This window comes from Streptomyces sp. NPDC023157, from assembly GCF_055560575.1.
Genome location: NZ_JBVHIL010000001.1, coordinates 1,076,831 through 1,102,927, shown reverse-complemented (window position 1 = coordinate 1,102,927; position 26,097 = coordinate 1,076,831). Strand labels below are relative to the sequence as shown.

The window sequence follows — 26,097 nt, the reverse complement described above, 5'->3', positions numbered from 1 at the left end:
TGCCCACCCGCTGTCCCCGCTCGATCGTTTCTGCGCGGGTCTGACACGGGTCGATGCGGCTCTGACCGAATGTGACTTTCCGTGAGCCGTTGCGTGTCCGTGTCGCGTCGACCCGGCGGGTCCCGCTCACCCGACCGGGGCAGCGGAAAGGTGCGAAACCCCGCAAACCATCACAAGGTGGGTGAGGTGTCCCGCATTCCGGAGCCGGAGGTCCACGTGAGGGGTCAGCAGCCACCCGGGCGAGTACCCGACGGAGTGCCCGGCGGGCCGCCCCGCTCCCGCCTGCGGGCCGGTGCGGCGGCCTTCACCTCGCTCGCGGCGCTCGCCGCGACCGGCCTCGTGGCGGGTCCCGCCGTCGCCGCGCCCTCGGCCGGACCGTGCGCCCTGCCCCGTACCGCCGCGCATCACTCGCTCGGCCTCGACACCTGGAACGGGGCCTATCCGCGGCCCACCCGGACCCTCGACGCGGTCATGATCTTCCTGTCCTTCCCGGACTCCGTGCCGCTGACCCGGCCGGCCGAGCTGGCCGCCGACCACTTCCCGGGCACGTCCGAGTTCTTCGAGCGCGCCTCGTACGGGCGCTTCACCCTGCGCACCCACGCCCAGACGGCCTGGACCCGGATGCCGCGGGACTCCGCCGCGTACGAGATACGGCGGGACTGGGACGCCGAGCACCGCGCGGCCTATCTGCGCGACGCGATCAAGGCGGCGGACGCCACCGTCGACTTCTCCCGCTACGACGTCGTCTATCTGGTCGCCGACCCGGACGCCCCCGGGGTGGACTCGGACGCCACCAAAGTGGTCAACCTTGAGCGTCCGCTGGAGGTCGACGGCACGGAGATCAAGCGGGTCGTCACGGTCTTCGAGCGCCACCCGCCGGACCGCAACGTGCTCGCGCACGAGACGGGCCACGTCTTCGACCTGCCCGACCTGTACCACCGGCCGGTGGACGGCAAGGGCGACTGGGACACCTATGTGGGTGACTGGGACGTCATGGGCAGCCAGTTCGGCCTGGCCCCGGACCTCTTCGCCTGGCACAAGTGGAAGCTGGGCTGGCTCGACCGCTCCCAGGTGGCCTGTGTCAGCGGCCCCGGCACCCGCACGGTGAGCCTGGAGCCGGTCGCCGCGGCGCCGGTGGCCGGCGGCACCGTCGGGACCCGGCTCGCGGTGGTCCGCACGGGTGAGGACAGCGTCCTCGCGATCGAGGCCCGCGCGGCGACCGGCAACGACCGGGACACCTGCGCCGAGGGCGTGCTCGTCTACCGGGTCCGCAACGAGGCGGCCTCCGGCGACGGGCCGGTCGAGGTCGTGGACACCCACCCGGGCACCGAGGCCTGCTGGGACCGCTCGGTCTACCCGCCGCTCGCGGACGCGCCGCTGGAGGAGGGCGAGTCCTTCACGGTGCCGGGGACGGGCGTACGGGTGGAGGTCGCCGACCGGACGAAGGCGGGCGTGTGGACGGTCCGCGTCACGGGCCGCCACACCGCCCGCTGACCCGCCCACCGCACACGAAGAAGCCCCTCGCTTCCGCGAGGGGCTTCTTCTGTCGGTGCGCCGCCAGGGACTCGAACCCCGGACCCGCTGATTAAGAGTCAGCTGCTCTAACCAACTGAGCTAGCGGCGCCTGCTGACGTCGTAGACATTAGCACCCGGATCCGTGGGATGAAAAATCGATACGCGCACGTCGGCGGCGGAGGCCGCCCTGGCCGCCCGGACGCAGGCCCAGAGCAGCACCTCGGGTCCCGGCAGCCACGGGGAGCGGGTGTCGGGGGCGACCAGCCAGCGGGGTCCCGCGGAGTCGCGCGGGGTGAACGGCGGGACGGTCACGGCGTCCCCGGTGCCGTGACAGAGCGGGCGCGGCACGGCCTGCCCCCACTCCTCCCAGTCGAGCAGGGACGGCAGCCGCTGGGCGGTGCCGGGTGCGGCGAAGAGCAGCATCCGGCCCCGGTGGAGGGCGACCGGCCCGGAACCGGGCCCCTCGGCCCAGAGCCGGTCCAGCATCCGGCGCCCGAAGATCGGCTCCACGTTGACCACGTCGAAGGCGGTCCCGCAGGGCAGGACGGCCGCGGTGGCGGGGCACTCCTCCCAGAGCGCGAGCAGCGAACGGGGGTCGGTGATGGCCGAGGCGAGCCAGGCGGCCCCCTCCTCGGTGACCCGCGCGGCCTGGTGCCGTCCCTCGTCCAGACCCCGCAGGGCGTGGAGGATCTCGTAGGGGGTCGTCTCATCGCGCAGCCAAGTGGTCATACGAGAACATGTACCGGGCGTGACGGTACGGTTTCAGCGGGTTGCCGGAAACCCGGACAGCGCGGGGTCCGGGGGAGTATCGTGCGCCCCGGCATATGCCAGACGGCCAGACCTACGGCCGCTTTCACCCGCCCGGGTGATACCGCGCGGGCGGCTCACTCCTCCGGGTCGCGGCCGCTCGTCCGGATCAGGCCCTCGCCGAACTCGATCATCTTCCGGGCGTAGTCCTCGGTCCACTGCGCGCGCTCCGCGACGGCCGCCGGCGTGAGCCGGTCGAACCGGCGCGGATCGGCCAGCTGGGCCGCCGCGATCGCCTGGAACTCGACCGCCCGGTCCGTCGCCGCCCGGAACGCCAGGGTCAGCTCCGTCGCCCGGGCGAGCAGCTCCCGCGGGTCCTCGATCGACTCCAGGTCGAAGAAGTGCTCCGGGTCGGCGGTCGCCTCGGCAGGCTCGAAGATCAGCGGGGCCGGCCTGACCCTTCGCTGTCCGCTCCGTTCCGCGGGTTCCGCCATCGTTCTTCTCCTCCTCGCACACACGCGGCCCGGACACCCGGGCCACCATCCATTCTCCCGCGCCTGGCAAGACCGCCCCAGGGCGCACCCACCGGCGCGCGACGCGCGCAACGCGCCCACCACCCGAGCCGCGCACCCCGGCCCCGGCCGCCGGCTCACCCCGGCTCACCCGGCTCCCCCCGGCCCGGCCCGTCACGGCCCCCAGCTCATCGCCGGTCCCTCACGGCCCCCAGCTCATCCCCGGTCCCTCACGGCCCCCACCTCACCCGGTGCTCCGCCAGATGCGACAGGACCGCGTGGTTCGCCTCCCACCCGTCCGGGAACTTCACCGTCACGCCCAGCTGGACCGGCTCCGTCGACGGGTGCTCGTCCAGGAGGTCGACGACGCCCTCGCGGCAGACGACGACGCACGCGTGGCGGTGGCGGGAGGCCAGGACGCAGAGGCGGCCGGTCTCCAGGTGGAAGGCGGTCGCGTCGGGGCGGCCGGAGAGCGGGTGGAGGACGACCGTCACGTCGTACTCCCGGCCCTGGAGCCGGTTGGCCGTGTCCACCGTCACGCCCGTCACGCCCTGTCGCGCGAGCTCCGCCCGTACCGCCGCGGCCTGGTCGCGGTGGGCGGTGCCCACGGCGACGCGGTCGGGGGTGAGGGGGGAGGGGGCCGGGGAGCGTTCCGAGACCGCGGCGCCGCCGCGGTCCAGGAGGCGGCGGACCACCGCGCCGATCGCGTGGACCGCCTCCGGGTCGGTGCGCGGGGTGTGCCGGGCCGGGAGTTCGAGCAGGCCCCAGCCGGACTCCGCCGCCTCGTCGAGGACCCGGTCCGGGCCGGAGCCGTCCGAGGGCACCGCGAAGGAGAGCCGCCGGTCGCCGTGGTCCGTGCCGCTGCGGAACGGCGTGTACGGGTAGAAGGCGTCCGACACGAGGGGGGCCGCGGAGGCGGGCAGCCGCCAGGAGACCGGGAGGCGGTGCTGGGGGAGGTGCGGGTTGTGGGCGAGGAGGGTGGAGACCGCGCTCGCCGACGGGTCGTACGTGAGGCCCGCCCACTGTTCCGCGCCCACCACCGAGAACGGGTCCAGCTGCCCCGGGTCGCCCACGAACAGCGCCCGCTCGAACAGGCCCGCCACCGCGAGCAGCGCGTCCGAACGCATCTGGTACGCCTCGTCCACGATCGCGTGCGCCCACGGCTCGACGTTCTTCACGTGCGCCCACTTCGCGGCCGTCGACACGACCACCGGAAGCCCCACGAGGTCCCCGGCCTTCGCCGACTTCCGCACCTGTTCGAGGTCGTCGAGGGCCTTGTCGTACGGATCGGAGTCGTTCGAGTGCAGTCGGCCCACGGCCAGTTCGGGCTGCTTCTCCGCGATCCGCAGGACCAGGTCGTCCACCTGTGCGTTGGTTTGCGCGACGACCATCAACGGGCGCCCCGCCTCGGCCAGTTCGAGGGCGGCGCGCACCACGAGCGTCGACTTCCCCGCGCCCGGCGGCGAGTCCACGACGACGCCGCGGGACTGCCCGTGCAGCGTGTCGGCCAGGATGTCCCGGGTGGCCCGCGCGGCCTCCGCGGAGGGGTCGAAGCGGTCTCGGCCCACGCTCACAGCACGTCCTCCGGCGTCACGGCATCGGGCAGTTCCACGGCGTCCGCGCGCGGCGGACCACCGTGCGTCCACGGGGTCTCCTCCGGGTCCGGCAGCTTGGCGCCCACCCGTGCCTCGTGCTCGAACAGGGTCCAGGCGATCCGCTCGCCCTTCTCCGGCACCGACCCCTCCGCGGGCTCCTTCGCGCGGCCCATCCGGTCCGTGACCCGCAGCACCACGGCGCCGTCGGGCTCCCGCCGGACGTACTCCGCCGTCTGCGGCTTGCCGTCGAGCGAGCGGTACACCTTCACGCCCTCGTCCAGCTGGGGCAGGTCGTCGGTGCGGACGGTGAGCAGCGGGCGGGGGCGGCCCTTCTCCGTGCGCGTCATCGTCACCTCCACCACCTCCCCGACGAACGCCTCGCCCGCCAGCCGCCGTCCCGCCAGGACCAGCGGGTCGTCCAGCGCCTCCTGCGCCTCCAGCTGCCCCTGCGCCTGCTCGCGCGCCGCCAGCTTCCGCGCCGCGGTCACGGCGTCGTCCCGGCGCGGCTGCGGCGGCTCGCCCGCGGCGATCCGGTCCCGCTGGCCCGTGAACGACCAGCGGTCGCGGGTCCAGCGGTCGGCGACCCGCGCCCCCGCCGGGAGCTCCCGCAGCAGGCCGAGGGCCTGCCACACCGCGTCCCAGGTCGGCTTCAGCTGGGTGACGAGCAGTCGGCGGATCTCCCGCTCGGCCCCGTGCAGTTCGCCCAGGGCCGCCTCGGCCGCCTCGCCGTCCTCGGCGGCGCCCAGCGCCTGCCGGGCGCGGTCGTAGCGCTCGATCGCCGGGGCGAGCAGCCGGTTGTCGAAGGCCGGGTCGGTCGCGGGACCGGCCGGCGGGCACAGCAACTGCCCGCGCGCGTCCCGGCCGAGCTCCGCCCGCAGCGCCGCCTCCGCCCCGGACTCGCCGTCCGGCGGGTCGATCCATGCCAGCAGCGCGCCCAGGTGCTGGTCCTCCAGGGAGGACTGGCCCGTCGCCCAGTGCCGGTTCAGCAGGTCCGTCGCCGCGACCAGCAGCGAGGAGCCCGGCACCCGGGCCCGCTCCCCGTAGTGCGTCAGCCAGCGGCCGAGCAGTGGCACCCGCGGCGGCGCAGGGAACGGCGTCTCCGGGTCCTGCTCGGCCGTCCGCCGGAACCGCGTCGAGCGCCCGAGCAGCCGTACGTACTCGACGGCCGCCCGGCCCGGCACCACCAACTGCGGCGCGTCCGCGCACAGTTCGACCTCGACCTTGACCTTCTTGCCGGTCTCCGGGTCGGTCTCGGAGCGCTCGGCCGCCTCCACCACGTCCGCGAACGAGTCCACGTACGGCAGGACGGCGTCGGCCAGCTCGGCCAGGAACGCGAAGCGCAGGTCCCGGTCGCGCGGCTGCGGCACCACCAGCAGCCGCGGCTCCTCCGGGTCGGTGCCGACCAGCGCCCCGAGCGGAGCCCCCGCCTCACCGGCGGTCGTCAGCGGTACGAGGACGAGGGGCCGTTCGGACAGGTGCCGGTGGCGGACCGTGGCCAGCGGGCGGGCCCGGCCCGACTCGACGGCCTCCATCCGGGCCAGCGTGGAGATCAGCGGCATGCCAGCGCCTCCGTCCGCAGCGCCTGCGCCCGGCGCAGGGCCGCCACCGCCGGATCGTCCGGGTTCGCCTCCCCCAAGCTCTCGGCTTCGCTCGAGCAGGGGGTACCCCCACCGCCGCGCGCCGCCGCCAGGACCTCGCCGATCGTCGTCAGGCCGCCCAGCTCCCCGCGCACGGAACGCCCCAGGGTCTCCACCACGTCCGCGGCCCGCGCCCGCTCCCGGCAGTGGAAGGCCAGCTCGCAGGCGGCCAGGCACTCCGGCGCGTACGCGTGCGGCACGGCCTCCACCGCGCCGGCCAACTGCTCGGCCGTGCACTCCGCGACGTCGAAGGAGATGCCCTCGGGCAGCGCCTCGACGATCTCCTCGATGCGGGTCAGCCGCTCCAACTGGCGCCTGGTCACGGAGAGCTGCTTGCGCACGTCGACCGCGGAGGCCGTCGGCAGGTTGGAGAAGTCCTTCGGGCAGACCAGCAGCACCGAGTGCGCCACCCGCGCGCCCTCGGTGACGGCGGCGATCCGGCCGAGGGCCAGTACGTAGACCGCGGCCTGGCGGGCCGCGGCGCCCACCTTCGCCGCGTCGGCCGAACCGTCGATCATCGGGAAGGACTTGATCTCCACGACCGTCCACCGCCCGTCGGGGTGCACCACCACCACGTCCGGCTCCAGGTAGACGGGGGCGCCCGCCACCTCCACGGCCAGCATCGGGTGGTCGAGGAGCGCCCAGCGGCCCGCCCCGGTCGCCTCCCGCAGTGCGAGCGCGGTCCGCGCCGCCCGGCCCTGGGGCCCGGCCGCCGCCAGGTCCGGCAGGTCCACGGCCGCCGGGTCCTCGATGCCGAGGAGCCGCAGCAGCTCCCGCCCGCCGTCCGCCTTGACCTTCGCCTCGAACGCGTTGCCCCGCGCTATCGCGAACTGCGACTGGCCGAAGCCCGAGGGGGAGCCCAGCTTCTCGGCCAGCGCCGTCTTGTCGACCCCGGCGCCGTCGAGCAGCGCACGTCGCCGGCAGCCCGGGTTGGCGGCAAGCGCGGCCAGCGCCCGCGCGTCGAGCGGGCGCGGCACGGTGGCCGGTCCGCGCAGCTCAGCGAGCTGATGTCGAACGGTCGTCTGCCCCGGTCGCTGCGGACCGTTGCCGAGGGATGTGCTCACCCGCGGAAGTCTCCCATCCGCCACTGACAAGCGGGGGGTTTCGGGGGGATTCGACCCCGATCACCCCGCCTCGGGACCGCCCGGGGACCCGCTTCGTGACCCGGTCCGCGAGCCGCGTCGCGTACGGCGCGAGCAGCAGCCCCGCCCCCATCACCGCCGCTCCGGCGACCGCGTCCAGGAAGTAGTGGTTGGCCGTGCCCATGACCACGAGCACGGTCAGCAGCGGGTAGGCGACGCCGAGCGCCTTGAACAGCGGCGTCCGCCCGTACCGCCACAGCATCACCCCGCACCACAGCGCCCACCCCACGTGCAGGCTGGGCATCGCCGCGTACTGGTTGGTGAGCGCGCCCATCCCGCGCGGCGCGCTGGCCTCCCCGCCCCACCAGCCGTACGCGCTGAACCGCGCCATGGTGTCGACGAACCCGTGACCGGCGTCGAGCAGCCGGGGCGGGCAGGTCGGCAGCAGGGTGAAGCCGATCAGGCCGAGCAGCGTGGAGACCATCAGCCAGGTCCTGGCCGCCCGGTAGTGCGCGGGCCGGCGCCGGAACAGCCAGACCAGCACGGCCGGGGTGACCAGGTAGTGCAGTGAGGCGTAGGCGAAGTCGGCGGGGATGCCGAGCGCGGGCGTCGCCGTGAACAGGCGGTTGAGCGGATGCTCGGCGTCGATCCCCAGACTCTGCTCGATCCGCAGGATCGCGAGCCCGTGGGCGACCGCGCCGGCCACGTCGCCCCGGGCCAGCAGCCGCCCGCAGGAGTACGCCGCGTACACCGCGCCGATCAGTACGAGCTCCGCCCACCACCGTGGTCCGCGCATCCGAGTCCCCGCCCCCCGCTTGTGCTCCGATCGTGGGAGGACGCCGGGGGGTGGTGCGAGGTTGCCCGGAGGCCACCCGGAATTCACGTGGAGGATGATGGGAGCCATCCCGTTCCGTGACACCACCGGAGAGACCCCATGGCACCCCGCATCCTGCTCGCCCGGCACGGCCAGACCGAATGGTCGCTGTCGGGACGGCACACCGGCAGGACCGACATCCCCCTGCTCGACGAGGGCCGCCGCGGGGCCAAGCTGCTCGGCGAGCGCCTGAGCCGCGGCCCGTGGGCCGGGCTCGACGGGGTCGAGGTGCGCACCAGCCCGCTGGTGCGGGCGCGGGAGACCTGCGACCTCGCCGGCTTCGGCGAGCGCGCGGAGAACTGGGACGCGCTCATGGAGTGGGACTACGGCGCGTACGAGGGGATGACCCCGGCCGAGATCCAGGCCGTCCGGCCGGGCTGGTTCATCTGGCGCGACGCGGTCCCGGACGGCGAGACGCTGGCGGAGCTGTCCGCGCGGGCCGACCAGGTCGTCGAGTGGGCCCGTTCGGCCGACCGCGACGTGCTGGTCTTCGCGCACGGGCACATCCTGCGGTCGATCGGCGCGCGCTGGCTGGGGGAGGACGTCTCCTTCGCCGCGCGCATCCGCCTCGACCCGACCAGCCTGTCCGTCCTCGGCTGGGCGTACGGGGCGCCCGCGATCGAGCGCTGGAACGACACCGGGCACCTGGAGTAGGCGGTGGCGCCCACGGCGCCCGGCGGGCGTCAGTAGGCGGCGAGGACCCGGCGGGTCTCCGCGAGCAGGGTGCGGATCCGGGCGGAGTCGACGCCGTCCAGGGAGTCCACCACCCGCTGCATCTGGGCCGCGGCCTCCTCGGGGCGGCCCGCGCGGGCGAGGTTGCCGGCGAGCTGGGCCCGGTAGAGGGCGAGGTTGCGGGCGAAGTGCGGGTTCTGCAGCACGATCGCCCGGTGGGCGTGCCGGGCCGCGCGGGACCAGTCGCCCAGCATCGACCAGCACTGGGCCTCCAGGGCCTCCACCTCGGGCTCGCCGAAGAAGGACATCCACTCGGGGTCGCTGTCGCCGGGGCCGCGCGCGAACAGGTCGTGGGCGCGGCCGAGGGCCTGGACGCAGGCGGAGCGCTCGCCGAGCCCGGCCCACGCCCCGGCCTCCCGCAGGGTCAGCAGGGTGAGCAGCCGGGCGGAGGCGAGCGGCTGCGCGGCCCGCAGCCCGGCCTGGGCGGCCCGTACCGCCTCCCGGTACCGGCCGGCGTCCCTGGCCAGGAACGAGGTGTTGCAGAAGGCGTGCGCCTCCAGGGCGGAGTCCCCGGCGACCCGGGCGGTGGCGAGGGCCTCGGCGTAGTGGGAGCGGGCGTCGTCGAGCCGGCCGGAGTCGTGGGCGAGCCAGCCGACGGAGATGGCCAGCTCACCGGCGCCGTTGTGCAGCCGGTCGGCGGTGGAGCGGCGGGCGCTGACGCCCGCGTCGAGCAGGGCGTAGGCGGTACGCAGCGGCTGGGTGGCCCGCTGGTAGAGGCCGTCGGCGCCGTGCCGGTCGTCGAGCAGGCGGATCTGGCGTACGGCGTCCTCGACGGCGCGTACCTCGGCGTCGCCGACGCGGTGGACGCCACGGGGGGCGGGGATGGCGACGGCGGGGCCGCCGAGTCCCAGCGAGGCGGCCGCCACGGTGGCGGTGCCGCCGGTCATGAATGCGCGACGCAGCACGTCGCTCTCCTCATCGTTCCGGGTGGTGATGGCGAGGGGCGGCGGTGCCCCGGCCGGGACGGCCGGCCGCCGGCCGCGAACGGCCTCCCGCGCCGAGAACCCCAGGTCCGCCAGGCTCAGTCCCGGGAACATGTGCAGGAACACCCGCTCGTACGCGTAGTTGGGGCAGCGGATCTCGCCCGCCTCCACGCGCCCGATGTAGCGGGCGTCGCATGCGACCTGCTCGCCGATCTCCCGCGCGGCCCGGCGGACCATCGCGGCGAACTCCCCCGGCGAGTGCCGGCCGCGGAGTCTGCGGAAGGCGAGATTGGGAACTGCCCGTGACAACGCCATGGCCGAGCCCTCTCCTGGTGCTGCCGGTGTTCCGGCCGGGCAAGAACGTACCCGCTGTCACCGGGTGTGCACGCAGGGTTTGCAAACAAATCGGATATCTCACCTGCGATCTGCCATGAACTGCCATCCTTTGCGGCGGCGTGCCGCCGTAGCCGTTGACGCCCGCGTGCGTTGAACCATGCGGAGAGACGGAACGTGTCTCCTCTGGAGTGAGGAGGGGTCCCATGGCGGAGACCGCATCACAGTCCACCGCGCGGCACGCGCCGACGCCCGACGCGAGCGCGTCCCCGGCCGAGCCCTGCGACCTGGTGACCGTGCCGGCCCGGCAGGGCCTGGAGGCCGTGGACATCCTGCGCCGTGGCGGTGCCCCCGCCGTCGGCCCGGTGCTGCACGACGGCGCCTGCGACACGCTCGGCTTCCTGGTCCCGCCGGGGACGGCGGCGGGCTGGGACATGCCGGGCAGCGCGTGCACCGAGACCCTGGGCCGGGGGTTGCGCCTGCCGGAGCTGCCGGAGCTGCCCGGCCCGGACGGCGTCACCCCCCGGCCCGCGGACTGGCTGCTGCCGCCCGGCGACAGCGGCGAGGTCACCGACCCGGCGATGCTCCGCGAGGCGCTCGGCCAGGCGGCCCGGCTGATCGAGGCGGCCGACGGCTGCCGCTGAGCGGCCGCGGGTCTTCACGGGCCCCTCGGGGCTTGTCGGGCGGTGTCCGGCCGGCTGCGTCGATAATGGGGCACGTGGCCAGGAACAAACAGCGGGAACGGGCGGCAGCGGCCGTCGCCGTCGTCGAGCCCGTCGACGGCGGGCTCGCCGAACTCATACCCGACCGGGAGCGGCCCCGCGGCTGGACGCTGCTCATAGACGGCGCCCCGCAGTCGCACGTCGACCTCGACGATCCCGCGCACCTCACCTTCGAGTACCAGCGGCGCCTCGGGCACATCGCCGATCTCGTCGCCCCGCCGAACCGGCCCGTCCAGGTCGTGCACCTCGGCGGCGGAGCCTTCACCCTCGCCCGGTACGTCGCGGCCACCCGGCCCCGCTCCACCCAGCAGATCGTGGAGCTCGACGGGCCCCTCGTGCAGCTGGTCCGCCGCGAGCTGCCGCTCGACGCCACCGCCCGGATACGGGTCCGCTCCACCGACGCCCGGGCCGGGCTCGGCAAGGTGCAGGACGGCTGGGCGGACCTGATCATCGCCGACGTGTTCAGCGGGGCCCGTACGCCCGCCCACCTGACCAGTACGGAGTTCCTCGCCGAGGTACGGCGGGTGCTGCGGCCCGGCGGCTTCTACGCGGCCAACCTCGCCGACGGCCCGCCGCTGGCCCATCTGCGCGGCCAGGTCGCGACCGCCGCCGCCGTCTTCCCCGAGCTGGCGCTCACCGCGGACCCCACGGTGCTGCGCGGCCGCCGCTTCGGCAACGCGGTGCTGCTCGCCTCCGACCGGGAGCTGCCGGTGGCCGAGCTGACCCGCCGGGTCGCGACCGACCCGCACGCCGGGCGGGTCGAACACGGGCGGGCGCTCGTCGACTTCACGGGCGGCGCGGCACCGGTCACCGACGCGAGCGCCAAGCCCTCGCCCGTACCGCCCGCGTCCGTCTTCCGCTGAGGGCCGGGGCAGGCCCGGGGCCCGGGGGCCGCTCTAGGCGGCGCGTTCCTCGATCTCCACGCGGGGCGCGGTGTCGTGCCAGAGGCAGAAGACCGAGATCTCCCGGCCGTCCCTGGTGAAGGTGACCCGGATCCACGTCGACTGCTTCCACACCTGCATCTGCCAGCCCGACTCGGGGGTCGCGTTGACCAGTTCGGCCGAGGAGGCGCCGAGGTCGAAGACGGCCCGGCCGCCGTCGGTGCCGTAGCTCTTCACGTTCCCCGTGCTCCCGGCGCCGCCGCCCGAGCCCGAGGTGGTGCCCGTCCCGCCCGTGCCACCGGGGGCGTTCGTCGCGGTCCTCGGGCTGGTGGGGCGGTGCGACGGGGGCGTGGGCGGGGAGCTCGGCGGCCGGGAGGTGGCCGGGGGTGCCGGCGGCGGTGTGGTGGGGGAGCCGGTGGTGCGGGCCGAGGAGGCGAGCGGGCCGGAGCCGTCGACGGTGCTGACGCCGGTCGGGATCGGCAGCGCGCGCGGCGGGTCGTAGACCGTGCCGGCGAGCACCGTGTGCACGCCCCACCAGGAGAGCGTGACAGCGGCGCCCGTGGCGAGCGACCACGCCAGCGCGTGAAGCAGACCTCTTCGCATCCGGCTCATACTGCCATCCCCCGGATGGCGTACGGTGCGGCCCATGGCAAGTGTGCTCGTGGTCGAGGACGACCAGTTCGTGCGCTCCGCCCTCATCCGGCATCTGACCGAGGCGTCGCACCTGGTGCGCAGCGTCGGCACGGCCCTGGAGGCGTTGCGCGAGGTCGCCCATTTCCGTTTCGACGTGGTCATCCTCGACCTCGGACTGCCCGATCTGGACGGGTCCGAGGCCCTGAAGATGCTGCGCGGCATCACCGACGTGCCGGTGATCATCGCGACCGCGCGCGACGACGAGGCGGAGATCGTCCGGCTGCTCAACGACGGCGCGGACGACTATCTGACCAAGCCCTTCTCCGTGGAGCACCTGTCCGCCCGGATGGCGGCGGTGCTGCGCCGGGCCCGGTCCTCGGCGGGTGAGGTGCCGCCGCCGCGGGAGATCCGGGTCGGCGGGCTCGCCATCGACCCGCTGCGCCGTCAGGCGGCCCTGGACGGCGCCCCGCTCGACCTGACCCGGCGGGAGTTCGACCTGCTCGCCTTCCTGGCCGGCCGGCCGGGGGTGGTCGTGCCGCGCAAGGAGCTGCTCGCGGAGGTGTGGCAGCAGTCCTACGGGGACGATCAGACCATTGACGTACATTTGTCATGGCTGCGACGCAAATTGGGTGAAACGGCCGCCCGGCCCCGCTATCTGCACACCCTGCGCGGGGTGGGCGTGAAGCTGGAACCGCCGCTGGAGCCGCTGCCGTGAGATGGGCGCTCGTCAAGGTGTCGCTCGCCGTCACCGCCATGGTCGTCGTCGCGTTCGCCGTACCCCTCGGCCTGGTCGTCAAGGAGATGGCCAGGGACCGGGCGTTCTCCAACGCCGAGCGCCGCGCCGCCGGACTCGCGCCCGTCCTCGCCATCACCGCCGACCGCGAACAGCTGGACCGGGCCGTCGCCACCACCGACGACGGGGCCGAGGGCCGGCTCGCCGTCCACCTCCCCTCGCCCGGCGAACCCGGCACCGAGGGCGTCGAGATCGGCACCCGGCGCGCCACCGACGCCAGCCTGGCCACCACCCGCTCGCTGGGCCGGGCCACCATCGCCGAGGTGCCGGGCGGCTTCGTGCTGCTCCAGCCCACCGCGGTCAGCTCCGGACAGGTCGCCATCGTCGAACTCTTCGTCCCCGAGGGCGAGGTCACCAACGGCGTCGCCACCGCCTGGCTGGTCCTCGCCGCCGTCGGGGTCGCCCTCATCGTCGGCTCCCTCGCGGTCGCCGACCGGCTCGGCGTGCGCATGGTCCAGCCCGCCCAGCGCCTCGCGCGCGCCGCCCACGAGCTGGGCGAGGGCAAGTTGGGCGCCCGGGTCCCCGAGGAGGGGCCGCCGGAGCTCAGGTCCGCCGCCACCGCCTTCAACTCGATGGCCGACCAGGTCGTGCAGCTCCTCGCCAACGAGCGCGAACTCGCCGCCGACCTCTCCCACCGGCTGCGCACCCCGCTGACCGTGCTCCGGCTCAACGCGGCCTCGCTGGGCTCGGGTCCCGCGGCCGAGCAGACCCGGGCCGCCGTCGAACAGCTGGAACGCGAGGTCGACACGATCATCCGCACCGCCCGCGAGGCCAAGCCGCAGACCCAGCCGAGCGCGCCCCTGGCCGGCTGCGACGCCTCCGAAGTGGTGCGCGAGCGGATGGACTTCTGGTCGGCGCTCGCCGAGGACGAGGACCGCAAGGTACGGGTCGCGGGCATCGAGCGGCCCGTCCGCATCCCGGTCGCCCGGCCCGAACTCGTCGCCGCGCTCGACGCGCTGCTCGGCAACGTCTTCCGGCACACCCGCATGGGCACCGCCTTCTCGGTCGACGTCCACAACGGCGACGACGCCGTCATCATCCTGGTCTCCGACGCCGGTTCCGGCATCGCCGACCCCGCCGCCGCGCTCGCCCGCGGCAACAGCGGCGGCCGGGACGGTTCCACCGGGCTCGGCCTCGACATCGTGCGCCGCATGGCGGAGTCCACCGGCGGCGACGTGCGCATCGGGCACTCGGTGCTCGGCGGCACCGAGGTGCGCATCTGGATCGGCCTCGACGGGCGCCGCCCCGCCGGTGGCAGGGACCGCCGCAGCCGCCGCGCCGAGTCGGGCGCGGGGCGCCGCGGACGGCGCCAGAAGGTCTGACGGGCGGCGTACGGGGCCCCAACCTTTCGGCGTCCCGATGCCTCCCTTAAGCGGAGCCTAAGAATCCTCAACCCTGGCCTCCTTGGGGTCCTTTGTCCGTTTCCCTGTCGCTAGCGTGCTGCCGCACCCCCACCACACCCCCCACCCCCGGCACGCAGAGGCAGGCACGCGATGGGCACCAGTTCGCACCGGCGCAGGATGAGCGGCAGGACCAGGGCCGTCGGCGTGGTCGTCGCCGCCGCGGTGATCGGCGGCGCCGCCTTCGCGCTCACCGGAACCGCCCAGGCCGCCGCCGTCGGCGCCGCCTACACCAGGACCAGTGCCTGGACCGGCGGCTACACCGGCCAGTACGTCATCACCAACGAGACCGCCGCCCCGCAGTCCGACTGGACCCTGGAGTTCGACCTGCCCGCCGGGACCGTCATCGGTTCCTTGTGGAACGGCGACCACACCGTCTCCGGCCGCCACGTCACCGTGAGGCCCGCGAGCTGGAACCGGCAGCTCGCCCCCGGCCAGTCCGTCACCGTCGGCTTCGTCACCTCCGCCGCCGGCACCGCCGGCGACCCGGTCGGCTGCCTCATCAACAAGGCCGCCTGCTCGGCCGGCGGAGCCACCCCCACCCCGAGCGGCCGCCCCACCGAGCAGCCCACCGCCACCGCCGCCCCCACGGCCACGGCGACCCCCACCAGGACGGCCACGCCCACCGCGCCCGCGACCCCCACCGCGCCCGCCACCGTCACCCCGTCCCCCACCGCGACGGCCACCACCCCGCCCGGCACGGGCACCGCCAGGTTCGCCCCGTACGTCGACACCTCCCTCTACCCCTCGTACGACCTGCTCTCCACCGTCGCCCAGACCGGCGTCAAGGAGTTCAACCTCGCCTTCGTCACCTCGGGCGGCAGCTGCGCGCCGCTGTGGGGCGGGGTCACCGACCTGGCCTCCGACAAGGTCGCCGCCCAGATCGGCGCCCTCCGGGCCAAGGGCGGCGACGTCCGGGTCTCCTTCGGCGGCGCGGCCGGCCACGAACTCGCCCTGAACTGCTCCTCGTCCACCGCGCTGGCCGCCGCGTACGGCAAGGTCGTCGACCAGTACAAGCTCACCAAGGTCGACTTCGACATCGAGGGCGCGGCCCTCCCGGACACCGCCGCCAACACCCGCCGCTCGCAGGCCATCGCGCAGCTCCAGAAGTCCCACCCGGGCCTCGACGTCTCCTTCACGCTGCCCGTCATGCCCGAGGGCCTCACCCAGCCCGGCGTGGACCTGCTGGCCGACGCCAAGCGGAACGGGGTCCGCGTCGACGCCGTCAACATCATGGCGATGGACTACGGCCCGGCCTACAGCGGCGACATGGGCCAGTACGCGATCTCGGCGGCCACCGCCACCCAGGCCCAGATCAAGGGCGTCCTCGGCCTGTCGGACACGGCCGCCTGGAAGGCCGTCGCCGTCACCCCGATGATCGGCGTCAACGACGTCGCCTCCGAGGTCTTCAGGGTCGACGACGCCACCCAGCTGGTGGACTTCGCGAAGTCCAAGGGCATCGGCTGGCTGTCGATGTGGTCCTCGACCCGCGACAAGCAGTGCGCGTCCGGCGCGGTCGGCTACGCCGACCCCACCTGCTCCTCGATCCTCCAGCAGCCCTACGCCTTCACGAAGGCCTTCGGCGCCTACAAGTAGCCCCGAGCCCCCGAGCCCCCCCAGGCCCCAGAGCCCCCACGCCCCCCACACCGCGCGCTCCGGCCGGAAACCCACCCCCACCGCCGGCCGGGGCGCGCACCCCTTCACGGGGGCTGCCGAAGAATCAGCCCTCCAGCCCCACGGGCCCTTCCCATCCCTCCAGACCCTCCAGCTCCTCCAGGAACTCCACCGTCAGCTTCCCCCAGGCCGCCGGGTTCTCCGCGAACGGGGCGTGTCCCGTGGTCAGTTCGGTCAGGCGGGAGCCCGGGATGCCCGCGGCGACCGCGCGGTGCAGGGCGGGGGAGACGAGGCGGTCCTCGGTGGTGGATATGACGAGGGTCGGCACGCCCACCCGGGCCAGGTCCCCGCGCACGTCCGCCCGGGTCACCAGGTCGGCGTGGTCCGGCGTGCCCGCCGGGACGGACTCGGCGGTGAGCCGCACGACGCCCTCGACGACCTCGGGGCTCATCGGGTCGAGCATGGCCGGGCTGAACACGAGCGGCACCAGGAGGCGGGCCACCAGCTCGTGCTGCCCGCTCTCGGCGAGGTCCCGCCACAGGTACGAGGCCTGGCGCAGTGCGTGGTCGGCCCGGGCGAAGGGGGCGGTCAGCACCAGTCCGGTCACCCGCTCCGGGTGGCGCGTGGCGGCGCGTACCGCGACGGTCGTGCCCAGCGAATAGCCCGCGACGGCGAAGCGCTCGGCCCCCGCCGCGTCCGCCTCCGCCACCAGACCGTCGGCGAGCGCGTCCAGGTCGAGCGGGGCGGTGGCGCGCGGTGCGTCGCCGGCGCCGGGCAGGTCGAAGCCGACGACCCGGCGTCCGCCGGAGGTCAGGGCCGCGCGGATCGGGCCGAAGTGGGAGTCGATGCCGCCGCCGGAGCCGTGGGCCAGGAGCAGAGTGTGCGTGGTCATGAGAGTCCCCCCGTGGGTGAGCCGTACGCGAGCCGGGTCAGGGTCCGCGTGCCAGGGCCCGCATATCTGTAGCGGACGCTATGGAATCAGCGATGCCCTCACCGTACCAGATTCCCTAACGCCCGCTACAGAATTGTCTCCACCCTGTGGACAACGGCCCGGCCGCCCTACCTCGTCACCCGACCCCGTTGCCCGGCCCCGTCACCCGCCCCCTACCCCGCCCGCGAGGTCTTCCACTCCTCCGCGTAGTCGTCGAAGATGCCCCGCAGGTGGTGTCCGATCTTCAGGTAGTCGAGGTCGTCCAGGTTGGCCAGCGACACCCGCACCGACCACTCGGGCCCGTCGAAGCCGCCGCCGTTGAGGAGGACCACGCTGGTCTGCTCGGCGAGCCGGAACAGCGGGTCGACGGGCTCGTAGTTCTTCTCCAGGAAGTCCGCGAAGTCCTTGCCGTGCACCCGCTCCGCCTCCGCGAGGAGGTCGAGTTCGATGTAGTACGCGGCGCGCGCCCTGTCGTCGGCGATCTTCATCTGGGCGCCTTCGAGGAGCAGGTCGAGCCGTTGGTTCACGATCGACCGCAGCCGCTCCTTGTACGCCTGGCCCTCCTCCAGCATGTCGAAGAGGGAGAAGAGGGTCATCATCACCTGCTGCGGCAGGGAGAGGCCGGCGGTGTGGTTGAGGGCGACCTGCCGGGAGTCGGCGACCAGGCGGTCGATGAAGCGGATCTTCTCCGGCTCCAGGGTCAGCGTCCCGTACCGCTTGTTCAGGCGCGTCTTCTGCGCGGCCGGCAGTTCGGCGATCATCTTGTCGATGACGTTGTCGTCGTTGAGGCCGATCACGCCGAGCCGCCAGCCCGTCGCCCCGTAGTGCTTGGAGTACGAGTAGACGAGCAGCGTGTTCTGCGGGAGGTCGGCGGCGATGGAGCGGAAGCCCGGCACGAAGGTGCCGTAGACGTCGTCCGTGACGATCACCAGGTTCGGGTTGCTCGTCGCGACGATGTCCTTGATCTGGTTCGTGACCCGCTGGCTGAGCGCGAGCGACGGCGGGTTGGAGGGGTTGACCAGGCAGAGCAGCTTGACCGACGGGTCGGCCAGCTTGGCGACCTCCTCCTCCGGGTAGCGCCATTCGCGCACGCCCGTCTCCGCGAAGAGGGAGGCCTCGACGTGGACGACGTCGAACTCGTACGTGTCGAGCTCGGGGATCTCGATGTACGGGGTGAAGACCGGCACCATGAGGGCGATCCGGTCGCCCTTCTTCAGGATCCCGTTCTTCATCAGGGAGTCGAAGATGTAGCACATGGCGGCGGTGCCGCCCTCGGTCGCCATGTAGGAGACGTTCCCCTCCGGCGGCTTCCCCCCGAACATCTCGTCCTCGACGTAGCCGCGGACGATCTGCTCCGTGTGGCTGAGGATCCGGTCCGGTACGGGGTAGTTGTCGCCGATGGAGCTGTCGGTCAGCTCGTGCACGAAGGCGTCCTTGTCGAAGCCGAAGCGCTCGACCGCGTACTCCACGCTCTTCTGCAGCAGCTCGATCCCGGGCAGGTCCGGGTGCTGCCGCACGAAGGTGTCGAAGCGCGCTCCCGATCCCGCGAGTTCGGGCATGCCGCCCAGGTCGTCGGCGGTCCACACCCGGCGCGACTCGGCGAGCGAGAAGTAGCCGAGCGCGTAGAACGCCTCGCGCGGGCTGGTCGCCGTCCAGTTCGGGTTGCCACGGCCCGCGTTGAGCATCTGGACCTGGGACTTGCCCTTCTGCCCGGGCTTGTCGGCCTGGGCGGCCTTGGCGATGGTGATGAACTTGTCCTTCAGCTCGAACGGCGAGAGCTGCCCGAAGGACTTGATCTCCTCGCGGGTGAACGTGGTCTTGGGCACAGTGGTTCCTTTCGGGCTGGGTCAGTGGTTGAGGATGACGATCACGGCGCCCCAGATGGTCAGCAGCACGTTGCCCACCGCGTAGGGGATCGTGTAACCGAGCGTCGGGACCTGCGATCTGGACTGTTCGTTGATCGCGCCGATCGCCGCGGTCGTGGTCTGGCCGCCGGCCAGCACGCCCATGAGGATCGGGAAGCGGATCTTCTGGACGTAGTGGCCCACCAGGAAGCCCACGATCAGCGGGATCACGGTGGCCACCGCGCCCCAGACGAGCAGCCCCCAGCCGGCCGTCGAGAGGCCGCTGGTGAAGCTGGGGCCCGCGTTGATGCCGACGACCGCGACGAACAGGCACAGGCCGAGGGTGTCCATGAACCACTGGGCGCCCGGCGGCACGTTGCCGTACGTGGGGTACTTGCCGCGGATCCAGCCGAAGACCAGACCCATGATCAGCGCGCCGCCGGACGTCGACAGCGAGATCGGCACGCCCGACAGGGTCAGCGCCGGGATGCCGAGGCAGCCGCCGAGGAAGACGCCGAGGCCGACCCACAGCATGTCGGTCGCGAACGAGGTCGGCACCGGCTTGCCGATCGCCTTGCCCGCCGGGTCGACGAGCCGCTTCGGACCGGTCAGGACGACCGTGTCACCGCGCTCCAGCCGCGTGTTGAGCCGGTACGGGAACTCCGCGCCCGACCGGTAGATCTTGTCGACGTAGACACCGACCATGAACGGCTCCCGCCGCAGCTCCGCGACCGTCTTGCCGAGCTGCGCCTTCTCGGACGCCACCACGTGCAGGGTCTCGGTCTGGTAGCCGAGCAGCTCCACGTCGTCGGTCTCGGGGCCGATGTGGGTGCGGGCGTCGAAGTCGATCAGCGAGCCGCGCAGGGCGCTGACGGCGACCACGTCGCCCGAGCGCAGCACCGTCTGCTGGTCGTGTTCGAGGATCTGGCCCTCGCGCCGGACACGGGTGATGTAGATCCGCTGCCCGAGTTCCTTCTGCTGGTTCTCGAAGTCGTCGATGGTCCGCCCGACCAGCGGGGAGTGGTCCATCTCGTACGCGCGCAGGACGACCTCGTAGTAGCCGTCGGCCAGGTCGGGGTTGTCCCCGGGCGCGTCCATCTCCTTCGCGAGCTGTGCCGACTCGACGGCCAGGTCCCGCTTGTACAGCTTGGGCAGGAAGTTGGCGAGGAGCATGGCGCAGAGGATCGTGCCGAGCGGGTAGGTGACCGCGTAGCCGATCGCGACCAGGTTCTCCTCGTTCTTCATCTGGGCGGCGGACAGGCCCGGCAGGTTGCCGATGGCGTCCTGGGCGACACCGATCACGGCGGACTGGGTGAGGGCGCCGCCGAGCAGGCCGGCCGAGAGGCCCGGGCCGTAGCCGAGCATCACGGCGAAGCCCCAGGAGACCAGCAGGCCGGTGACGCAGACGACGACGGCGTTGACGACCTGCGGCATGCCGTCCTTCTTCAGCCCGCGGAAGAACTGCGGGCCGACCTTGTAGCCGAGGGCGAACAGGAACAACGTGAAGAAGAGGTTCTTCACCGTGCCGTCGATGGTGACCTTGAACTGGGCGCCGAGCAGCAGCCCGGCCACCAGGCAACCCGTCACGGCGCCGAGGGCGATGGCCTTGTAGCGCAGCTTGCCGAAGAGGAAGCCGAGCGCCACCGTGATGAAGATCAGCAGCTCGGGGTGGGGCTGGAAGATGTTCCTGTTCAGGAAATCGATCATGGGGAGGTGCGTCCTCTCACCGAGAGCCCTCTCACGCTCCGCTCACGCGCCGAGAATGCCGACGAGCAGCGGGCCGGTCAGGGGGAGCAGGAAGTTCGAGAGCGTGTAGGTGATCGTGTAGCCGAGCATCGGCACCGAGCTCTGGGCCACCTGCGTGATCGAGGTGATCGCCGGGGTGGAGCACTGCTGGCCCGCGATGGCGCCGATGAGCAGGGGCTTCTCGATGTTCAGCAGCTTGCGTCCGACGATCAGCGAGACCGTCGCGGGCACCAGGACCATCGCGATCCCGGCGAACGGCAGGAGCGCGCCGTACTCCTTGAGCAGCGGGCCGGCCTGGGGGCCCGAGACCAGACCCGTGCAGGCGATGAAGACCGCGAGGCCCAGGTCCTTGATCGTGGTGGCGGCCTGCGGGGGGAAGGCGCCGAAGGTCTGCTTGCGGGAGCGGAACCAGCCGAAGAGCAGCCCGGAGATCAGGCAGCCGCCGCCGGTGCCGAGCGACATGGGGACGTCGCCGAAGCGGACCACGATCTGCCCGATGAGCGAACCGACGACGATGCCGAAGCCCAGGTAGATGAAGTCGGTGGCGTCGTTCTTGACGACCGCGCCGACCTTCGAGGCCAGTCGGCCCAGGCCCGAGCGGGAGCCGACCAGGGTGAGGACGTCTCCCCGGTGCACGACGGTCTCGGGGGTGGCCGGCAGGTGCTGGTCGTTGCGCAGCACGTCGGTGACGTACACCCCGCCGCTGCCGAACTCCGGGTGCTCGATGGTGAGCGTGTCGAGGGACTTGCCGACGACCGCCTTGTCGGTGAGGGAGACCTGGGTGGTGGCGAGCGGGGTGTCCAGGCCGGGGACGGCCGGGGTCTCCGGGCCGACGTGCCGGCCGGCGGCGATGATGTTGGACCGTCGGCCGACCATGAGGACCAGGTCGGAGAGGGTCAGCTCGAAGTCCGGCGGGGGAGGGGTGAGGACCGTGCTGCCCCGCTTCACCGCCTCCACGGTGATCCGGCTGCCGTTGGACCGCTCCAGCTGCGAGACGGGGGTGCCGTCGGCGTGCGTGACGAGGAAGGTGCGCCCGACCATGCCGGGCAGCGCCTCGCGCTCGTCGGCCTCCAGGCCGCCCGAGCCGCCGCGCATCTTCTCCCACAGCTCGCGGGAGGCGTCGCGGAGGTTGATCCGCAGCAGCATCGGCATGATCTGGCTGGTGTAGATCACGATGGTGATGAGGCCGAAGAGGTAGCAGACCGTGTACGCGGTGGCCACGTGCCCCTGGTACGTGCTGATCTGCTCCTGCGTCAGGTTGCTCAGCTTGCCGATGGACTCGGTGGCCGTGCCGACGACCGCCGACTCGGTGGCGGCGCCGGCCAGGATGCCGGCGGCGGTGCCGACGTCCAGGTCGAAGGCCTCGGCCAGGCCGAGGGCGATGCCGACGACGCAGACGACCTCGATGGCGCAGAGGGTGAAGAAGCGCAGGCTCTTCTTGTTCAGGTTGGAGAAGAACTGGGGTCCGGCCATGTAGCCGAGCGAGAAGATGAAGAGTGCGAAGAAGATCGTCTTCACGTCGTCGGAGATGGTGACCTTCGCCCAGGCGCCGAGCAGGAGCGAGACGATCAGCGTGCCGCAGATGCCGCCGAGGGTGATGGGTCCGACCCGTAGCTTGCCGACGAGATAGCCGAGGGCGAGACAGAGGAAGAGGGCCAGTTCGGGATGGTCACGCAGGACTCCCATCCGGCCTCACCCCGCCCACGGGTGAATGAATGTGAAAATATCGGACATATGGGGAAGCTAACAGCGCGGGCGGCGCCTGGGTTCGCCGCCTCGCCCGAAAGGGTGATCGACTTCCGGCCGGGCGTCGTGCGCCGAAACGGGCGCCCGCGCGGCGGGGAGAAGGGCCGGGAACGCCGAAGGCCCCGGTTCTTTCGAACCGGGGCCTTCACCATCAGGGTGAGTAACGGGACTCGAACCCGCGACATCCTGGACCACAACCAGGTGCTCTACCAGCTGAGCTATACCCACCACGACCGGCGGTTTTCCCGAAGGTTTCCCCGACCGGCCGAGAAGAAGTCTACAGGGTGTTTGAGGGTGCTCGCGCCCGCGTTGTTCGAGGGGCGCGAGCGGGGCTCATTCCGCGGGTACGACGTACTTGGCGGCGATCTGCTTCGCGGTCTCCGAGTCGGGGCCGGGCTGCGGGACGAAGACCGCCTCGCGGTAGTAGCGCAGCTCCGCGATGGAGTCGCGGATGTCCGCGAGCGCCCGGTGGTTGCCGTTCTTCTCCGGACTGTTGAAGTACGCCCTCGGGTACCAGCGGCGGGCCAGTTCCTTCACCGAGGAGACATCGACGATCCGGTAGTGGAGGTGGTTCTCCAGGGCCGGCATGTCGCGGGCGAGGAAGCCGCGGTCGGTGGAGACCGAGTTCCCGCACAGCGGGGCCTTGCGGGGTTCCTTCACGTGCTCGCGGACGTAGGCGAGCACCTGGGCCTCGGCGTCGGCGAGGGTAGTGCCCCCGGCGAGCGCGTCGAGGAGGCCGGAGGACGTGTGCATCTCGCGCACGATGTCCGGCATCGTCTCCAGGGCGGCGTCCGGCGGGCGGATCACGATGTCCACACCTTCGCCGAGCACGTTCAGTTCCGAGTCGGTGACCAGTGCGGCCACCTCGATGAGTGCGTCGTCCGTCAGCGAGAGCCCGGTCATCTCGCAGTCGATCCACACCATGCGATCGTTCATGCGTCCTACCTTAGGGGGTGTCCTGGGGGTGAGGGGGATGCCCGGGGAGCGCCCGGGGGATGCCCGACGGGCCCCCGGGGAGGTGTCCCGGGGGCCCGTCGGTCTTCTCGGTGCGCGGCTTGTGGCGGCGCGGTACGGGGTGGCCTACGGCGCGCTGCGCTGTCCCGGCAGGGCCGGGCGGCCGTGGGCGAAGGCGTCCGTCGGCAGTTTGCCCGGCTCCAGCGGGCTCACCGGGCGCCGCGGCCCGGCGCCGATCTGTGCCGGCACGACCGGGTCGAGGACCGCGGTCCCGCCGTCGCCCTGTGGACGCCTGGCCCGGTACGCGGCCCGGTAGGCGGCCGGCGAGGAGCCGAGCTGGCGCCGGAAGTGGCCGCGCAGCGCCACCGGGGAGCGGAAGCCGCAGCGGCCCGCGACCTCGTCGACGGAGTAGTCGGAGGTCTCCAGGAGCCGCTGTGCCTGGAGCACCCGCTGGGTGATCAGCCACTGCAGCGGGGCGGAGCCCGTCAGCGAGCGGAACCGGCGGTCGAAGGTCCGCCGTGACATGTACGCGCGGGCAGCCAGGGTCTCCACGTCGAACTGCTCGTGGAGGTGCTCCAGTGCCCAGGCGACGACCTCGGCCAGCGGGTCGGCGCCGATCTCCTCAGGTAAAGACCTGTCGAGGTAGCGCTCCTGACCGCCGCTGCGCCGCGGCGGGACGACCAGCCGGCGCGCCAGGGCGCCCGCGGCCTCCGTGCCGTGGTCGGTCCGCACGATGTGCAGACAGAGGTCGATGCCGGCGGCGGTGCCCGCGGAGGTCAGCACGTCGCCGTCGTCGACGAAGAGCTCCCGCGGGTCCACGTGGACCGACGGGTAGCGCTTGGCGAGCGTCGGCGCGTACATCCAGTGCGTGGTCGCCGGGCGGCCGTCGAGCAGTCCGGCCGCGGCGAGGACGAACGCCCCCGTGCACAGGCCGACGATGCGCGCGCCCTCCTCGTGCGCCCGGCGGAGCGCTTCGAGCGCTTCCGGGGGCGGCGGCGAGGTGATCGAGCGCCAGGCCGGCACGACGACGGTGCCGGCGCGGCTGATGGCCTCCAGGCCGTACGGCGCGGTGAGTTCGAGTCCCCCTGTGGTCCGCAGGGGTCCGTCCTCGCCGGCGCACACGAGGAGCCGGTAGCGTGGCACCCCCGCGTCCTGACGGTCGATGCCGAACACGGAGAGCGGGATGGAGCTCTCGAAGATGGGCCCGCCGCTGAACAGCAGTACCGCGACGACTTCGCGACGGCGGCGTCCGGACAGCTTCCGTACCGCCTCCGGTGCGACGGAGTGGTCCTGGCTCATGACGCTAAGCCCCCCTCGGTGTTGGCGTCTCCCTGGTCGTGTCGCTGTGCCACGTTTCCCCTCGGTTTTGCACAAGACCCCAGTCTTCGGTACCCATGATCGAATCTACTGCGTCCCGTGGCGCCGGGGTGACAAGTTCTCCGCCCGACGGATTGTCGACATGGGCACATGGCGTGAAGCATTCGATCGGTCGACCCAGTCCAGAGCGGTACAGCCAAGCGCTACGGGGGTTGAGCGGTCTTCGGCCAGAGGGTCACCGGTACCCGGAACTTGGCTGAAAACATATGGGAATCGCCGTACGACCCTGTCAACTCCGCGGGTGTCCAGGGCCAGTACGGGGGCTTACCCGCTCGGCGCGCAACCCATTTTCCGAGCGCCGGAGCAGCACCCGGCAGGCCGCCGTCACGGCGGCGAGCCCTAGGGCGGTGCCGGCCGCGCCGCCGAGCGAGGTCCCGTAGACCACCAGGACGACCGGGACGAGGGCACAGCAGAAGACCGCCCAGCGCGTCACGTCGTTCGCCGCGTCCGGCCCGGGGCTGCCCGGCTCCTCCTCCGGCGCCCGCCGGCGCCCGCGCGGGGCAGGGGTCCGTGCGGGCCGGGAGGGGGGCTCGGCGGGGGCGGCGGCAGGGGCGGCTGAGGGTGCGGGCACGGGCGGACTCCCTGCGACGGTGGCGTGACCCGTGGGAACGAGGAACGGAACGTTCCGGTCACTGCGGGAGGCGTCCGTTTGGCCCCCGTGCCGACACCCGCGCCGACACCTGTAGGGCACAAGCGGCATTGCGCTACGCCGCGGGGCTCGTGCATGCTCCCTGGAACGCCTACGGGCGCCGGCGGCATCCCTGGGCAGGAGAGGAGTGCCGCCGTACCCTTGGGGGTATGGGCTTGGGAAGATGATTCCCGGACACAGCTCCGCCGCCAATTGTTGTTCCGCTCTCCCCTTCCGTCCCTCCCAAGAGGACTCTCTTCGCCGAGACACCGATGGCCGGTCACGAATTCCCCGAACCCGCGGACCGCAAGCGCGTCGCCGACTCCACGGTCGACCCCCTCGCGGTAGAACAGCCACGTCACGCCTGCGACCCGGCCTTCCGGCACGGAGTCGTCGTCGGCTTCGACGGCTCCACGTCCAGTGAGCGCGCCCTCGCCTACGCGATCGGCATGGCCCGTCGCTCGGCGTCGGGCCTGATCATCGTGCATGTCGCCAACCGGCTGCCCACCACCGTGTGGGCCGGCTGTGAACCGCCGGTCTTCGTCGACGTGCCGGACCACCGCACCGAGGTCCTCGGCCTGGAGCTCGCCTGCGCCGAGCACCTCTCGGAGGTGCCCTGGATCCTGGTCGAGCGCGGCGGGGACATCTGCCACGAGCTGGAGGAGGTCGGCCGGGAGTACTCGGCCGACGCGATCGTGGTCGGCTCGACGCACGGCATCGTCGGGCGGATCTTCGGCTCGGTCGCGGGGCGGCTCGCGCGGCGGGCCCAGCGCCCGGTCATCGTGATCCCGTAGGCGTCGCGTACCACCTGACTCTCCCTCAACTCCCTTGATCCGGCCAATATTTCGGCCTTCCTCAGGTGAATTGTGCGCTTGTGA

At 72.9% G+C, this 26,097-nt stretch carries 23 protein-coding genes and 2 tRNA genes; 8 read left to right on the top strand and 17 right to left on the bottom strand.

Translation table 11 applies throughout. The annotated features are described in order from the left end of the window. Positions 1 to 216 precede the first annotated feature (216 nt). Entirely contained in the window at positions 217 to 1,494 is a 1,278-nt protein-coding gene (locus tag ACZ3ZE_RS04995; protein WP_467257522.1) for a M6 family metalloprotease domain-containing protein, read from the top strand. Between the two features lie 56 nt (positions 1,495 to 1,550). Here the strand turns inward: ACZ3ZE_RS04995 and ACZ3ZE_RS04990 are convergent. The 7 genes from ACZ3ZE_RS04990 to ACZ3ZE_RS04960 form a co-directional block, all read right to left on the bottom strand. After that, positions 1,551 to 1,624 (bottom strand) — tRNA-Lys (locus ACZ3ZE_RS04990). Further along, a complete protein-coding gene (locus tag ACZ3ZE_RS04985; protein WP_361162835.1) occupies positions 1,615 to 2,244 on the bottom strand; it encodes a bifunctional DNA primase/polymerase in 630 nt (209 codons plus the stop codon). The genes ACZ3ZE_RS04990 and ACZ3ZE_RS04985 overlap by 10 nt, the downstream gene beginning before the upstream one ends. Before the next feature lie 155 nt (positions 2,245 to 2,399). Then, complete coding sequence (locus ACZ3ZE_RS04980) at positions 2,400 to 2,756, bottom strand: hypothetical protein (RefSeq protein ID WP_361162837.1); 357 nt, start codon at positions 2,754 to 2,756, stop codon at positions 2,400 to 2,402. Positions 2,757 to 3,004: 248 nt separating this feature from the next. Further along, positions 3,005 to 4,348 carry an AAA domain-containing protein gene (locus ACZ3ZE_RS04975; protein ID WP_361622322.1) on the bottom strand — a complete coding sequence of 448 codons (1,344 nt, stop codon included), beginning with the start codon at positions 4,346 to 4,348 and terminating at the stop codon, positions 3,005 to 3,007. Beyond that, positions 4,345 to 5,928 carry a hypothetical protein gene (locus tag ACZ3ZE_RS04970; RefSeq protein WP_467257352.1) on the bottom strand — a complete coding sequence of 528 codons (1,584 nt, stop codon included), beginning with the start codon at positions 5,926 to 5,928 and terminating at the stop codon, positions 4,345 to 4,347. The genes ACZ3ZE_RS04975 and ACZ3ZE_RS04970 overlap by 4 nt, the downstream gene beginning before the upstream one ends. Then, complete coding sequence (locus ACZ3ZE_RS04965) at positions 5,919 to 7,070, bottom strand: hypothetical protein (RefSeq protein WP_361162843.1); 1,152 nt, start codon at positions 7,068 to 7,070, stop codon at positions 5,919 to 5,921. The genes ACZ3ZE_RS04970 and ACZ3ZE_RS04965 overlap by 10 nt, the downstream gene beginning before the upstream one ends. After that, entirely contained in the window at positions 7,003 to 7,884 is an 882-nt protein-coding gene (locus ACZ3ZE_RS04960; protein WP_361622327.1) for a phosphatase PAP2 family protein, read from the bottom strand. The genes ACZ3ZE_RS04965 and ACZ3ZE_RS04960 overlap by 68 nt, the downstream gene beginning before the upstream one ends. Positions 7,885 to 8,022: 138 nt before the next feature. Between ACZ3ZE_RS04960 and ACZ3ZE_RS04955 the strand changes: the two genes are divergently transcribed. Then, a complete protein-coding gene (locus tag ACZ3ZE_RS04955; RefSeq protein ID WP_361162847.1) occupies positions 8,023 to 8,616 on the top strand; it encodes a histidine phosphatase family protein in 594 nt (197 codons plus the stop codon). A gap of 29 nt (positions 8,617 to 8,645) precedes the next feature. Here the strand turns inward: ACZ3ZE_RS04955 and ACZ3ZE_RS04950 are convergent, their stop codons facing one another. Beyond that, complete coding sequence (locus ACZ3ZE_RS04950) at positions 8,646 to 9,932, bottom strand: tetratricopeptide repeat protein (RefSeq protein WP_361162849.1); 1,287 nt, start codon at positions 9,930 to 9,932, stop codon at positions 8,646 to 8,648. Between the two features lie 224 nt (positions 9,933 to 10,156). On the opposite strand from ACZ3ZE_RS04950, the gene ACZ3ZE_RS04945 reads away from it, so the two are divergent. After that, complete coding sequence (locus tag ACZ3ZE_RS04945) at positions 10,157 to 10,594, top strand: hypothetical protein (RefSeq protein ID WP_361162851.1); 438 nt, start codon at positions 10,157 to 10,159, stop codon at positions 10,592 to 10,594. A gap of 65 nt (positions 10,595 to 10,659) precedes the next feature. Continuing rightward, positions 10,660 to 11,535: a spermidine synthase gene (locus ACZ3ZE_RS04940; protein ID WP_361162853.1), complete on the top strand. Its 876-nt coding sequence runs from the start codon at positions 10,660 to 10,662 to the stop codon at positions 11,533 to 11,535. Positions 11,536 to 11,568: 33 nt separating this feature from the next. Here the strand turns inward: ACZ3ZE_RS04940 and ACZ3ZE_RS04935 are convergent, their stop codons facing one another. Next, a complete protein-coding gene (locus ACZ3ZE_RS04935) occupies positions 11,569 to 12,165 on the bottom strand; it encodes a hypothetical protein (protein WP_467257349.1) in 597 nt (198 codons plus the stop codon). A gap of 34 nt (positions 12,166 to 12,199) precedes the next feature. Between ACZ3ZE_RS04935 and ACZ3ZE_RS04930 the strand changes: the two genes are divergently transcribed. From ACZ3ZE_RS04930 to ACZ3ZE_RS04920, 3 genes are all read left to right on the top strand, one after another. Beyond that, complete coding sequence (locus ACZ3ZE_RS04930; RefSeq protein ID WP_132914248.1) at positions 12,200 to 12,901, top strand: response regulator transcription factor; 702 nt, start codon at positions 12,200 to 12,202, stop codon at positions 12,899 to 12,901. Then, a complete protein-coding gene (locus tag ACZ3ZE_RS04925) occupies positions 12,898 to 14,301 on the top strand; it encodes a HAMP domain-containing sensor histidine kinase (protein ID WP_361162857.1) in 1,404 nt (467 codons plus the stop codon). Before ACZ3ZE_RS04930 ends, ACZ3ZE_RS04925 begins: the two co-directional genes overlap by 4 nt. Before the next feature lie 171 nt (positions 14,302 to 14,472). Then, positions 14,473 to 15,975, top strand: a complete 1,503-nt coding sequence (locus ACZ3ZE_RS04920) for a glycoside hydrolase family 18 protein (RefSeq protein ID WP_467257347.1) — start codon at positions 14,473 to 14,475, stop codon at positions 15,973 to 15,975. Between the two features lie 124 nt (positions 15,976 to 16,099). On the opposite strand, the gene ACZ3ZE_RS04915 is transcribed toward ACZ3ZE_RS04920, so the two are convergent. The 8 genes from ACZ3ZE_RS04915 to ACZ3ZE_RS04880 all read right to left on the bottom strand — a co-directional run bounded on the left by ACZ3ZE_RS04915 (position 16,100) and on the right by ACZ3ZE_RS04880 (position 25,162). Continuing rightward, complete coding sequence (locus ACZ3ZE_RS04915; RefSeq protein ID WP_467257345.1) at positions 16,100 to 16,885, bottom strand: alpha/beta fold hydrolase; 786 nt, start codon at positions 16,883 to 16,885, stop codon at positions 16,100 to 16,102. Positions 16,886 to 17,097: 212 nt separating this feature from the next. Beyond that, complete coding sequence (locus ACZ3ZE_RS04910) at positions 17,098 to 18,750, bottom strand: bifunctional aspartate transaminase/aspartate 4-decarboxylase (RefSeq protein ID WP_363292925.1); 1,653 nt, start codon at positions 18,748 to 18,750, stop codon at positions 17,098 to 17,100. Between the two features lie 21 nt (positions 18,751 to 18,771). Continuing rightward, on the bottom strand, positions 18,772 to 20,475 hold the full coding sequence (gene aspT / locus ACZ3ZE_RS04905; RefSeq protein ID WP_361162865.1) for an aspartate-alanine antiporter: 1,704 nt from the start codon (positions 20,473 to 20,475) through the stop codon (positions 18,772 to 18,774). A 42-nt stretch (positions 20,476 to 20,517) separates the two neighbouring features. Next, positions 20,518 to 22,200, bottom strand: a complete 1,683-nt coding sequence (gene aspT, locus ACZ3ZE_RS04900) for an aspartate-alanine antiporter (RefSeq protein ID WP_361162867.1) — start codon at positions 22,198 to 22,200, stop codon at positions 20,518 to 20,520. Positions 22,201 to 22,415: 215 nt separating this feature from the next. After that, positions 22,416 to 22,488: transfer RNA gene (locus tag ACZ3ZE_RS04895), tRNA-His, on the bottom strand. A 105-nt stretch (positions 22,489 to 22,593) separates the two neighbouring features. Next, positions 22,594 to 23,196: an oligoribonuclease gene (gene orn / locus ACZ3ZE_RS04890; protein ID WP_361162869.1), complete on the bottom strand. Its 603-nt coding sequence runs from the start codon at positions 23,194 to 23,196 to the stop codon at positions 22,594 to 22,596. Between the two features lie 144 nt (positions 23,197 to 23,340). Then, positions 23,341 to 24,513 carry a helix-turn-helix domain-containing protein gene (locus ACZ3ZE_RS04885; protein WP_361162871.1) on the bottom strand — a complete coding sequence of 391 codons (1,173 nt, stop codon included), beginning with the start codon at positions 24,511 to 24,513 and terminating at the stop codon, positions 23,341 to 23,343. 307 nt (positions 24,514 to 24,820) lie between these two features. Further along, positions 24,821 to 25,162, bottom strand: a complete 342-nt coding sequence (locus ACZ3ZE_RS04880; RefSeq protein WP_467257343.1) for a hypothetical protein — start codon at positions 25,160 to 25,162, stop codon at positions 24,821 to 24,823. Between the two features lie 329 nt (positions 25,163 to 25,491). Here ACZ3ZE_RS04880 and ACZ3ZE_RS04875 point away from each other — a divergent pair, with 329 nt between their 5' ends. Beyond that, positions 25,492 to 26,013 (top strand): universal stress protein, encoded by a 522-nt coding sequence (locus tag ACZ3ZE_RS04875; protein WP_329420805.1) that lies wholly within the window; start codon positions 25,492 to 25,494, stop codon positions 26,011 to 26,013. Positions 26,014 to 26,097 lie beyond the last annotated feature (84 nt).